This window comes from Bdellovibrio sp. MYbb2 (genome assembly GCF_056175685.1).
Window position 1 is genome coordinate 24774 of the sequence record NZ_JBJKJI010000004.1, and the last position, 12240, is coordinate 37013.

General features: G+C 50.9%; 9 protein-coding genes. 5 read left to right on the forward strand and 4 right to left on the reverse strand.

The window, feature by feature from the left end:
- Positions 1 to 122: 122 nt before the first annotated feature.
- From AC04MQ_RS16795 to recG, 4 genes are all read right to left on the reverse strand, one after another.
- Positions 123 to 2258, reverse strand: coding sequence for a S8 family serine peptidase (locus AC04MQ_RS16795; protein WP_475392646.1), 2136 nt, complete (start codon positions 2256 to 2258; stop codon positions 123 to 125).
- 85 nt (positions 2259 to 2343) lie between these two features.
- A complete protein-coding gene (locus tag AC04MQ_RS16800) occupies positions 2344 to 2748 on the reverse strand; it encodes a hypothetical protein (protein ID WP_015091395.1) in 405 nt (134 codons plus the stop codon).
- Positions 2749 to 2829: 81 nt separating this feature from the next.
- Positions 2830 to 5739 (reverse strand): RCC1 domain-containing protein, encoded by a 2910-nt coding sequence (locus tag AC04MQ_RS16805; RefSeq protein ID WP_475392647.1) that lies wholly within the window; start codon positions 5737 to 5739, stop codon positions 2830 to 2832.
- Between the two features lie 117 nt (positions 5740 to 5856).
- Positions 5857 to 7944: an ATP-dependent DNA helicase RecG gene (gene recG / locus AC04MQ_RS16810; protein WP_015091397.1), complete on the reverse strand. Its 2088-nt coding sequence runs from the start codon at positions 7942 to 7944 to the stop codon at positions 5857 to 5859.
- 166 nt (positions 7945 to 8110) lie between these two features.
- Between recG and AC04MQ_RS16815 the strand changes: the two genes are divergently transcribed.
- The 5 genes from AC04MQ_RS16815 (at position 8111) to AC04MQ_RS16835 (ending at position 12230) form a co-directional block, all read left to right on the forward strand.
- Positions 8111 to 8857: a class I SAM-dependent methyltransferase gene (locus AC04MQ_RS16815; RefSeq protein ID WP_475392648.1), complete on the forward strand. Its 747-nt coding sequence runs from the start codon at positions 8111 to 8113 to the stop codon at positions 8855 to 8857.
- Between the two features lie 19 nt (positions 8858 to 8876).
- Positions 8877 to 9941 (forward strand): lactonase family protein, encoded by a 1065-nt coding sequence (locus AC04MQ_RS16820; RefSeq protein WP_475392649.1) that lies wholly within the window; start codon positions 8877 to 8879, stop codon positions 9939 to 9941.
- A 123-nt stretch (positions 9942 to 10064) separates the two neighbouring features.
- Positions 10065 to 11009, forward strand: coding sequence for an HD-GYP domain-containing protein (locus AC04MQ_RS16825; RefSeq protein ID WP_015091400.1), 945 nt, complete (start codon positions 10065 to 10067; stop codon positions 11007 to 11009).
- Positions 11010 to 11387 carry a hypothetical protein gene (locus tag AC04MQ_RS16830; RefSeq protein ID WP_015091401.1) on the forward strand — a complete coding sequence of 126 codons (378 nt, stop codon included), beginning with the start codon at positions 11010 to 11012 and terminating at the stop codon, positions 11385 to 11387.
- A gap of 111 nt (positions 11388 to 11498) precedes the next feature.
- Entirely contained in the window at positions 11499 to 12230 is a 732-nt protein-coding gene (locus AC04MQ_RS16835) for a hypothetical protein (RefSeq protein ID WP_475392650.1), read from the forward strand.
- Positions 12231 to 12240: the final 10 nt, after the last annotated feature.

Here is a 12240-nt window from a genome sequence, read left to right on the forward strand (position 1 = left end):
GAGTTATCAAACGGGAGCAGCGCATTGGAAATTATTTCAGAGCCCTTTGAAAAGCAAAAAAGGCCCGGGATCACCCGAGCCTTTTAATAGTGTTTTCAATTACTTACATTGCCTACCGTGACCTATTTAGCCGTATAGACTAGAGCATAAGCTTGAGCCCCGTTCTTACCTTGCGGAACTTTAAAGCCTTTTACAGTCAGCTTGTAAGTACCCGCCGGCAGGCCGGACTTTTCGATCATCTCAAGGTTGTTGATGTGATCGTTCATGCTCAGGGTCTGACCATTTGGCAAAGTCAGAACCAGATCCAAGTCATTCACCAACGCTTGGGCCGCATTCGCAGAACCCGGTGCATCCGTCCAAACAAGGTTCGCATACAGGTTGCCTGGCGCATTCAAAGTAAATTCGTAGGAAACCTCAGCTCCTTGAGCCACACCCTGACGGTTGTCGACGAACTGAGTAGCACCACCCAAGTTGGCGATGTTAGCCACATCCACGCGACCGTAACCTTCATCAGAGTTCGGGCGACGAGTCAGGATCTCTTGACCACGAGCTGCACCGATTTCACCGAACTGACCTGGGTACATATCAACCGCAGTGTGAAGCATAGTTGCTTTCATCAAAGCAGCCGATGGGTTTTTGATGCCCAATTTTTCAACAAGAACCTGACGAGCAATCGCCGCAGCACCCGCCGTCAACGGAGTCGCCATGGACGTACCACCAGACCATACATAGTCTTTGTTGTAAGCGCCCCAAAGTGGAGAAGCGTCTTTTTCCTGAGAGAACACACTCAGGATATTAGTCCCCGGAGCCACGATATCAGGCTTCGTACGACCATCTGCCGTTGGACCACGAGACGAGAACATCGCCAAACCGTTGCCATTGTCAGAAATGTAAGAGCTGTAGATTGGTTCAGCCGGCCACTCGTCTTTTGCAGAACGAAGTTTGTTGATTGGAACCTGAATACCACCGGATTTGGTGACGTTTTCAGAAGCGCCCACAGTCAAAACGTTCTTCGCTGTGCCCGGAGAAGCCATGGAGTTGGAATCAATACGGCCGTCTTTGTTTTTGTCGGTACCGCTGTTACCAGCCGCAAACAGAATCAACATGTCCGGATTCGCGTAAGACCATTCGTCCACTTGAACTGCGAAGTTATCATAAGCACCGAAGGTACGAGCACCACCCCAAGAGTTGGTATGAATGCGGGCGCCATCAGCGAACGCTTTTTCAAACAAATCCCCTAGTTTGGATGGAACACTCAAGTTCTTCATCATCGGGGACCACATGCCTTCAGCGACCATGTTAGCTTCATAAGCGCCGCCTTTCAGCAAGCCTTTGGAAGCTGTACCACGGCCCATCACAGATCCGGCAACGTGAGTACCGTGACCCATTGGATCAGACCATGATTTAGACCACAAACCGAAAGGATAACCAGAAATCACGCCCCCTGCGAAATCCTGATGAATCGCGCCAGTGTTACCCGAATCAAGACCTGTATCCGCCATGGAAACAGTCTGACCTTTACCTGCATAACCCAAAGCCCAAGCTGCATCGAAATTCATCAAACGAGTGCCGGACTCATCACCCGTCAGGTCTGAATAATCACCCGCTGCAGTTGCAGAAACCTGATCTGCCAGGTCTTCATCCATCGCGAAGTGCAAGGATTCAATCACTGGAGCCGGTTGAACGTGCTCAACACCCGTCAAAGCAGCCACCGCCGGAACAAGCCCGCGAGGAATCAAAGCAGTGATGTGCTTTCCATCAACAACTTGAACCGCTACTTTAACATCCATTTTTTCAATTTTAGAGGCGATCACTTCCACTTCATGGGATTTGAAAGTGTTCACAAGAACTGCAACCATGTTGTCTTTAGTAAAGACGCTGGCTGGAGCAAAGGAATTGCTGACTTTATATTGAGCAGAATATTTCACCACGGCCTGTACACCAGGGTGAGTCGTTTTGAAAGTCACAAGATCAGAGTAGATCCCGCGAACAACCAAAGCATCATCAGGAAGATAGCCGAACACTTCAAACTGAGCCTTCAAAGCTGCTTTGTCTTTTTCAGTCACCGCTTTTTTGAACTGAACAATGTATTCAGTTTCTTTGGCTTCCATCATCCAGGAAGCAGCGTAGTTACTGGTAAGTTTGTTGGTGTCGATAGCGCCAGCATTGAATTTCAATACCGTGCCTGCTTGTGCTGCGCTGACAGAAAGAACTGCCGCGACCGTAGAGACCGTGATGCCCTTCACAAGATGATTCATAATACCCCCTCTGAGTACAAAATCAGATCACGACCGAAGTCCAGTCGCAAGGGGTACTTAGTATATTGATGCGCTGAGTGATTTTTTAAAGCTGATGAGCCATCACTGCCAGAGAAAGGTTCCCTGCCGTGCGACCTTTGGAATTCATGCCAAATTCCATCTCTTGATTGTCAGGAGCAAAAATCTGAGCGCGTTCCGCGAGTTTCTTTTGCCCACGCACACGTTTTGTCACGGTCACATCCATATAAAGACCGTCTTTTTTATTCACCTGGGATTTGCGCGCAAACACTTCCACCAGTGTTTCGCTTTGTCCATCGTCAGAGATTTCACTAACGAAGCTTTTCTTGCCGGATTTTGCAACCGTATTGATAGAAATAGGAGAAGCCCCCTTCAAACCGACGCGCATGTTCACCTTGTAAGAAGGTGCCGCCGCCAATGACTGAAGAGAGAATAAAACTGTTGCCGTAACTACGCTGAAGATCAATTTCATAAGAGCACATCCTTGTGATCTAAGAAAAGGATGACAAACAAAATTCGCGGATGCAACAGCAAAATGTTCCGCTATTTTTTCTTAGAAACCAGTGATCAGCGTTGGCGTTGTCGGATCAGCTGCGCCCGGTGTCGGCGGAACCGCCGACTGCCCCTGATCATTGCCGCCCCAACAGAAAAGCTTCCCGGCATTCACCGCACAAACATTTTTTTCACCCACAGAAACCTTTTGCCACAAAGCGGAAGTTCCCAACTGAATCGGCACAACCTCAGCACCGGTAAATGCAGAGCCGTTACCCTGCTGACCCCAATCGTCCGAACCCCAGCAGTACAACTTTCCAGCATCAATTCCACACGCCGCGCTATTTTCAAAACCAGATGCGATTTCAGTCCAAGTACTGGATGTGCCCACACGCTGCGGAGTCGCCTGATCAACAGGATTGCCAAGCCCCAAAGCTCCTTTGTATCCGCCACCCCAGCAGTACAACTGCCCGCTGCGGATGCCACAAGTATGCAGATTTCCCGCTACAACGGCGGTCCAATCAGAATCAGAACCCACCCGAACTGGCACATATGAAGAGGTGTTATTGCCGTCGCCCAACTCGCCGTCATCACCATAGCCCCAGCAATACAATTTGCCATCATCGATCCCGCAGGAATGATAAGAACTGATTCCCACTGCCTGCCACTTGTCTGAAGTGCCCACTTGCGTTGGTTCTTCCACCAAAGGCACCGTCGCCGGGTCGGCCGCCATCTGCCCGTCAGAGTTCTGCCCCCAACAGTACATCTTGCCACCGTTAATTCCGCACAACTGTCCTGAACCCGCGGCAATGGCAGTCCACGCCTTGGAAGTCCCCACACGCGCAGGAACTTGCGAAACCGGTGAAACACTCATCGGCATAAAACCACCGCCGCCCGGTGGTGGTGGCGGTGGCGGAGGACCTCCTCCACCGAAGTCAAACCCCACGTTTAGGCCCCAGCAGTACAACTCACCTTCTTTAATGCCGCAGGTATGCGGCCCACCAGTGGCGATTTTCTGCCAGGCCTTGGAATTTCCAACTTGCTGAGGGACAAGCGTGGACGCGAGAGTTCCATTGTCATTTTGACCCAACTGGAAAACGGAGTTGTCACCCCAGCAGTAAAGGCGACCGGCATTGATCGCACAAGAATGACCATATCCCGCACTTGGCAAAGACCAAGTTGCAGACAAGCCCACACGATGAGGCTTGTGGGCAATTTCGGCCCGATCCTCACCCAATCCGATGAAATCAATGGTGTTCTCTTCATGCGCCCAGCACAGCACAGATCCGCCGTTGATTCCGCAGGTCATATAGTAGCTTGTGCTGATTTTATTCCAGGTGCTGTCTGTACCAATGCGAGTAGGCTCCCAGACTTCGTCCTGATAGCTGACAGCACCCCAGCAATAAAGTTCTCCACCGTTGCGAATACCGCAAGTGTGATTGCCTCCGCCGGTCAGACTTTCCCAGTCACCAAAAGATCCGACCTGAGAAATAGCGCCGATGATATTGCCCGCTTCGGCTGCGCCCAGTCCAAGCTCTCCATCTGAGTTGTCACCCCAGCAGTAAAGTTTGCCATCGTTGATACCACACGTGTGATCACTGCCGGCGACGACGTCTTCCCATGTGGTGGACACTCCGACTTGCAGTATGCTCTGCTGACGAGTGATGCTGGCGTTGTTCCCCAGTTGTTTGCGGGCTCCAGCCCCCCAGCAGTACAACTTTCCGGAATCGATACCGCACACATGCGATGCCCCGGCAGAAATCTTCTGCCAGGTTGTGCTAGCGCCAATTCTTGTGGGACTGTATTTTGTCAGAATATCTCCGGTGGCGAGCTGACCAAACTGGTTATAACCCCAGCAATAAAGCTCACCGGATCTGATACCGCACGAGAAATGCGCCCCGCCTGTCAAATCCTGCCAGTCCGAGTTGCCTCCCACTTGAGTGGGCTCTGTGACTTCCGCTGGCAGTGTTGATCCCGTCGCAGAACGACCGGAATCGTTACGTCCCCAACAATAGAGTTTGCCATCGTTGATGCCGCAAGTTCCCTCATCACTCAAAGCCACCTTTTGCCACGTTGTGGAGCTTCCCACACGGACAGGCTTTGTGCGATTGTCCTGATCGCCGGCCCCCAAGCCCAGGCGGTATTTATCGTTGTTACCCCAACAATAAAGTTTACCTGACGTGATCGCGCAGACGTGAGTATCACCGGCATCGATTTCCTGAAAGACTTGCGCCGGAGCACCGGCGCCAAGTTCCAACGGAATGGCCAATTCAATTTTTGGTTTAAGCCCACTCATACCACTGTTAAGCTGAATGGTTTGATGTTCGGCGGATGACAAAGAAAGCCCCGCTTGCAAAGTCAGGGGAATACTGACCGAAGTAGCACCGGCAGGAACCAGAATCTTCCCGGTGTTCAAACCGTTAAACAGCGCAGATTCGGAGTTGGCTGAATATATAGAGTAATCAAGATAAGTTGCAAAGGGGGCCGGAGCTGACAGGTTCAACACTGTCGTTTGTGTTGGCGCACCGGAATCAAAGCTGAAGTTTTCCTGGGAAAGAGTCAGCTGCAGGCTGTTTTGCACTCCCAGACTGACAACGCCGGAAACCGCAGAGTAAGAACCTTGAGTCACCTTGACTTTAAAATCACAGGTCTCGCCCGAGACTTTGTCGATCACACCGGAAATCCAGCCTTCATCGCTGATCGCCAGCCCCGCGCAAGTGCTGTCTTCCAAAGAAAGTGTCATCGTGCTGAATACGGACATGGCACTGGAAATACCACTGACCTGAACTTGTCCATAATAGGGGAATGATTCCGGAACATCCGTCGGCAAATCGGAAAGTTTAAAGCTGACGTCGGAAGAACCACTGTCCGTGGACTTCATCCGTTCGAAAAATTCTGCATCCAGCGAACACGCGGTGAGCAGCAGAAAACTGATTGCAATGAGCAGATTGCGGATATAGTTCGTGGTCATTCCAATTCCTTAAGACGTTCAGTTAGGATCCAAATATTGATCGGTCCTTAACAACACGCACTTAAGTCATTTTCTCAGAGTGACACACGAATATTTCAAACAGGAAAGGTGTTCATATTAGGCGATACCCGCAAGCGCTGCGGGCCCGTGCTCACGCAACAGCTCGGCCTTCAACCCTTGATTCTCTAAATATGAGAGTTTTGGATCTTTGCGCAAAACTTCAAAGGCCGCTTCACGCGCCTCTTGCAAGATGGCCATATCACGCACCAGATTTGCCAGCTTAAAGCCGGAAAGGCCCGACTGCCTGGTCCCCATGAATTCACCAGGCCCGCGCATTTCAAGATCGAACTCGGCGATCTTAAATCCGTCTGATGTCTTTTCCATCATCTCGGTGCGGGCTTTGCCTTCTTCAGAAACCGCATAGCCCATGATCAGAATACAGAAGCTTTTGTATTCTCCCCGGCCTACGCGACCGCGCAACTGGTGCAGCTGCGACAGACCAAAGCGCTCAGCGTGTTCGATGATCATGATATTGGCATTCGGCACGTCGACACCGACTTCAATGACGGTGGTTGAAACCAGCACTTGAATTTCATTTCTGCGAAACTGATCCATGACCTGATCTTTTTCGTCAGGTTTCATCTTCCCGTGCAAAAGACCAATTTTCAGCTGCGGATAAAGCTCTTTCAGTTTTTCGTATTCTGAAACCGCATCTTTCAAGTCGATCTTTTCGCTTTCCTCCACCAGAGGATACACGATATAGGCCTGTCGGCCTTTTTGCACTTGTTCCAACATGAACTGCAGGGCTTGAGGGCGTTTGCTTTCAAATGTGGCGCGCGTTTGGATAGGGCTTCGACCTGCCGGCATTTCATCGATAATGGAAACATCCAAGTCCCCGTACACTGTCATCGCCAGTGTCCTTGGGATCGGAGTTGCCGTCATCACCAGGAAGTGCGGCGAGTTGCCTTTGTTTTTCAAAACCCCGCGCTGTTCAACCCCGAATCTATGTTGTTCATCGATGATCACAAGCCCCAGATTTGAGAATTGCACTTCATCTTCGATCAAAGCATGGGTGCCGATAATCAAGTCAATCTCTCCGGCTGCCAAAGCGGCCAGCAAAGTTTTTCTTTCAGAGGCTTTGGATTTACCCACCAGCAGCCCCAGCCGGATACCCAAGGGCTCAAGCACCTTGCGCGCATTTTTAAAGTGCTGTTCAGCCAGGATTTCTGTCGGCGCCATCAAACAGGATTGATAACCGCTTTCTGCGGCATAGATGGCAGCCATAAAGCTTACAAGAGTCTTTCCGCTTCCCACGTCCCCTTGAACCATTCGGTGCATAGGGTGACCTTTTTCCAGATCGGCTTTGATTTCAGTAAAGACGCGCTTTTGTGCGCCCGTCATTTCAAATGGCAACGATTGAAGCAATGCCCGCATCTTTTCGCCCGAGTTTCTGATTTGCGGAGCGCCTTCTTTCTGGAAGCCTGCTTTTTTTGAAGCCAGGTAAAGCTCCAACCAGAAGAACTCATCAAAGATGATGCGTTTTTGAGCATTGGTTTTAAATTCGGAATATTCCTTGGCCTTGTTCGGATCCGGAAAATGGATGTCCTTCAAAGCGTCTTTGCGCGGAATCAGATTGTACTTTTCGCGCATCCATTTGGGGAAGGCCTCTTCCGGCCACTCTTCAATTTGCGCAAACGCGGAACGAACAAGCTTCATGATCTTGGCTGTGGCAAGGCCTTCGATTTCCGTATACAGCGGAATCAGCGCATCCTGGGTTTCTTCATCAGGCTCCACATCCTTGATATCAGGATGATGGAATTCCAAACGACCGCGGTACTCGGTGACTTTTCCCACCACGCGAACTTCGGTGAAGGGCTTAAAGCGTTCAAAGTAGCCTTTGTAAGGCACACGGAAATATTTGCAGTGAATCTGACCTGAGGCATCCCTGACCAGAACGTCATACATCTTACGCGCCGAACGCCCCATGTTCACACTGTGAACGGCAACGACCGTGGCCTTGATGCTGACAATGTCATCCGGGCGCAGGCTTGAAATGTTTCTGGCTGCGCGCTGGTCTTCGTAGGCTCGGGGATAGAACTCAAAAAGGTCCCCCAAGGTCTTTAGACCTTTACGAGAAAACAGATCCCCTAATTTGGGACCTACACCTTTAAGAAATTGTATTTGCGTATCCAGACGAAGAGGCATGCAGGGATTATGACCCATTCACCGGGATTTCGGCAACTGCCGAACCCCCGGCAACGCAGCCTGCCGGGAACCCGGCGGGGGCTGTTTCAGCTCGAAATTAAGCCCTTTACAGAGCGAAATACGCTGGCACCGCCTGTGCTTTATAGGTTGGCATAAAGGAGATCTTATGAAAGCTCAATACCAACAATTCATCCGCACTCACAATCACAAAACTGCCATCAACGGTGAAAACCTGGTGGCCCTGAACGGCCTGACTGAACGCAATCACGTCGAGTACCTGCAAGATGTCTGCGCTGATCTGTTCCCGAACCCACAAGGATTGAAGGCTTTGGATATGGGGGCAGCTCATGGAGTTTGCGCCATGGCCCTGGCCGAACTTGGCATGCAAGTGGCGGCTTACGACATGTACCGCTCTTCTGTGGCGATTGTTCACAAAATGGCGATGGAGCAGCACTTGAATATTTCCTTCCGCGTGGGCGGCAGCCTGCAAATCGAGCAGCTGCAGGAAAAATTCGATCTGATCCACGATCGTGACTGCCTGACTCACATTCCACTGCCACTGGATCGTGCGCGCTTCCTGCAAAGCCTTCGTAAAATGCTGGCTGAAGATGGCAAACTGGTGATTCGCACCTGCATCCTAAGCCCGCAGTTCGATCCGGATGACAGCTTCGAGTCCATTTGTCTGGATGCCGACTATGTGTTGTGGAGACAAACTCCAGAATCAGATGCTGCGGGTGTGGTTGCCATGAATGGCCGTCACTGGACAGCACAAAAAAGACTGCCACCCGCTGAAGTGATTCGTCAGGAACTGTGCCGCGCTGGCTTCATGATTCTGGACGAAGAAATCGAGCTGGTTCCCGGTAACAACCCATCCATCCTTCGACTTGTCGTCACTAGCGCCCCTGGGCGCTAGTTTTTTTACGGAGAACCCCATGAAAGCCCTGCGCCTTGGTTTGACTTTGCTTTGGACACTGACTCTTGCTGCCTGTGCCGGCAGTTCTGGCTCTGACCCCTCCCCATCACCCACGCCTGCTCCGGCCAGGTTTTCTTATGTGCTGAATTCTTCCGATGGCAGCGTCAGTGTTTTTTCCATTGCCCTGGATGGTTCACTGGCACCCTTGGAGGTCGCGGCCGTCGGTGGTTATGCAAAGTCACTTTTGATGGATCAAAACCAAGAGCACCTTTATGTGGTGAACGCCAGTGATGACACGATTTCGCAGTTTCAGATTGGCAGTGATGGAAAACTGCAATCACTGGGCACCGTCGCCACGGAAGAATTCCCGCAGTCTGTGCAGATTTCTCCGGATGGGCGCTTTGTTTATTCCCTGAACTTGCGCAGTGAATCCATCACTCAGTACAGCAAAGGCAGCGATGGTCGCTTGACCGCGCTTGCGACCACTCCCCACACTGCGGGGCCATTGAGCATGCTTTTTTCCAGTCAGGGTCAGTACGCCTATGTGGTGAACATTCTTGACGCCAGCATTTCCCAATATGCGGTGGCCAGCAATGGCGCACTGACGCCGCTAGTGCCGGACCGGGTGACTTCGCAAGGCTGTCCTTCAGGCCCGATCACTTCACATAAGACCTCTCAAGGTGAATTCATCTATGTGCTTAGCTGCAGCACCGACGAAGTCGAAGTGTTTGCCATTGGTTCAGATGGCACTTTGCAATCTCGCCAAGTGATGACGACGGAATCAAGCCCGCAAGGCATGACCATCAGTGGCGACCACTTGTATGTAGCCAACGCGTTTTCATCCACCGTCAGTGTTTATGAAATTCAAACCAGTGGAACTCTGGCGCTTAAGTCCACGGTGGCTGCGGGGACTTCACCTGAAACCGTGACTGTGGATGCTGCCGGAAAATCCGCGTACGTGCTTGACTATATTGAAAACCAAATATTGCAGTATCACTTAGGCACCGACGGGTCGATGACTCGAACCAGTGCGGCTCCTTTTAGCACGGGAATGACTCCAGTGCAGATGCTGCTGAAACGCTAAATCCCGTCCCGCATTGAAACGTTGTGAGGGGCACTCGCCCCTTTGCTTCTAGACCAAGGACCGAGCTGTTTGTTTATTGCGGATTTAGTTCCTTCAAGTCCCCTTCCGTGGCAGAATTTTCCTATGGATTCCACGACTTACTTCCGCATCCGCCTCAGCACAATTCGCCCCGACAAAGTCACCAGTTTTGACATTTACATCCTTGTGGATGGTAAACATATTTTGTATCTGCGAGCGGGCGACAAGCTGGCTTCCGGTAAAATCAAAACATTGCACGGACGTGATACGGGCGATTCTTTCTTCGTGCGCATGGAAGACAAGCAGACTTATCGCGACTGGGTGAAAGAAGAGATGAACTCGGACCTGCTGAACCCGTTTGATAAAGCCAAGATCCTGCGTGAATCCTCGGTCGCTTTGATGGAAGATCTTTTTGAAAATCCGGATGTGAACAAGGCCCTGGATGAATCCCGCCCCATCATCACGGATTTCATTGATCTGATGGAAAATGCTCCGGAAGCCATGGGCTTTATGATTTCTTTGTCCGGGCATGATTTCTATACTTACAATCATTCTTTGGACGTCAGCATCTATTCGTTGGGTTTGGGTAAAGCCCTAGGGTATGATGCAAAAACTCTGGAAGAGCTGGGCGTGGGCGCTCTTTTCCACGACATCGGTAAGCGCAACGTCAGCCTGGACATCCTTTGTAAAAAAGGCGGTCTGTCGGATGCCGAGTGGGAGCAAATGAAAATGCACCCACAATATGGCTTGGTGATTTTGAACAATCACCCGAACATCAGTGATGCCATCAAAGCCGCGTGCTTTGAACACCACGAATCCTGGGCTGGTAACGGCTATCCTCAACAATTGGTCGCGGAAGAAATCCACCCGTTTGCAAGAATTGTTGCCATCACTGACACCTATGACGCCATGACCACGCAAAGATCTTACAACGTGCCGATGACGCCGATTGATGCTGTCACCATGATGAAGGAAAAGCTGGCAGGTCGCTATGATCCCGACATGCTAAAGGCCATGTATTCAGTACTTTTCAAAATAAAGGTCGCTTAGATGAAGCTCGTTTTGCATTCTTTGGTTCTTATTGCCTGTGTCCCGCTGATTGCCATTGCCCTAGAGCCCACCAACCCTGCCGGTTTCTGCGAACGCTTCATCGGCGAAAAAGAAATCACCGAATGCCAAGAACGCACCAAAACCGAAAACGTCGACTGGTATGCCGCCACGGTCTGCCACCTGCAACAAGACGACAAGGCCTTCTGGGCATGTTGGAACAGCATTCAGGGACAAAGCTACAACCCGGCCGAGCTTTCCAAATGTGGAGAAAATACCGAGGCCAGCGATACCCAGCGGCAAAGCTGTATTGATGCCGCCCGCGGCGGTCGTAAGCCGGCTTCTGTGGCTCCGTTTCAGCCTTTAAAACTTAAAAAATAGGCTTTATCCACTCGGGGGCTGTCGAAAAAGCTGACAGTCCCTTGTATTTTATTCTTCGGCACTGAATCAAATCCCCCGACTTCACCAAAATTTGATAGAACCTTTGCCACTATGAAAAAGCACTTCGTTTTCTTGGCGGTTTTGGGACTAACACTTATGGGCTGCAGCTACCCAATGGAAGAATTGGGTCTGTTTAAAACCGGTGGTCTTGAGATCAAAGGTTTCAGTAAATTCCAAAACGAAAAAGTAAGCTTCGATGTGGTAAAATCCACAGCGCTGAGCACCTGCCTTGAGTGTCACACCTCCGGTGGTCGCAGCATGAACACGGCCGAAAAAGTATTGGCACAAAAAGACGCCATTCTTGGCGCGATCAACAAAGGTTCCATGCCGCCTCGTTCTGCGGGCTATCAGCCTTTGAATGCCTGCGAAAAACAAATCCTTGAAACCTGGATCGACGATCAGGTGCGCAGCCGTTCTGATGTTCAGAAGGTCGGCGAACTTTCCAACTGTGGCGATGCCGAAGCCCCGGTTCAGAAACCGGAAACAGATCTGGCGACGCTGGAATTAAGTTTTGAAAATCTGAAAAAAGAAATCCTGGATCCAAAGTGCATGGTCTGCCATAGCACGGAAACGGCCCGTCGCACGATCCTTGAAACGGTGGCGGACCTTCAAAAACACAACCTGCTCGCTGCCACTGCGGAAGAAAGCGTCTTGTACCAAGTGACAGTGCCGGGAATGAATAAACGCTTCATGCCCCCACAAAGAGGCAACACGATGCTGGCGCCGCTGACGGCAGGTGAGTTGAGCTACATGAAACGCTGGATTGAGGCCGGGGCGAAGTAATCGCTTCTGA

What these genes read in the sequence shown, in the direction of transcription:
- AC04MQ_RS16795 (WP_475392646.1), bottom strand. Translation starts at nt 2,258, where the DNA reads ATGAATCATCTTGTGAAGGGCATCACGGTCTCTACGGTCGCGGCAGTT.
- AC04MQ_RS16800 (WP_015091395.1), bottom strand. Translation starts at nt 2,748, where the DNA reads ATGAAATTGATCTTCAGCGTAGTTACGGCAACAGTTTTATTCTCTCTT.
- AC04MQ_RS16805 (WP_475392647.1), bottom strand. Translation starts at nt 5,739, where the DNA reads ATGACCACGAACTATATCCGCAATCTGCTCATTGCAATCAGTTTTCTG.
- recG (WP_015091397.1), bottom strand. Translation starts at nt 7,944, where the DNA reads ATGCCTCTTCGTCTGGATACGCAAATACAATTTCTTAAAGGTGTAGGT.
- AC04MQ_RS16815 (WP_475392648.1), top strand. Translation starts at nt 8,111, where the DNA reads ATGAAAGCTCAATACCAACAATTCATCCGCACTCACAATCACAAAACT.
- AC04MQ_RS16820 (WP_475392649.1), top strand. Translation starts at nt 8,877, where the DNA reads ATGAAAGCCCTGCGCCTTGGTTTGACTTTGCTTTGGACACTGACTCTT.
- AC04MQ_RS16825 (WP_015091400.1), top strand. Translation starts at nt 10,065, where the DNA reads ATGGATTCCACGACTTACTTCCGCATCCGCCTCAGCACAATTCGCCCC.
- AC04MQ_RS16830 (WP_015091401.1), top strand. Translation starts at nt 11,010, where the DNA reads ATGAAGCTCGTTTTGCATTCTTTGGTTCTTATTGCCTGTGTCCCGCTG.
- AC04MQ_RS16835 (WP_475392650.1), top strand. Translation starts at nt 11,499, where the DNA reads ATGAAAAAGCACTTCGTTTTCTTGGCGGTTTTGGGACTAACACTTATG.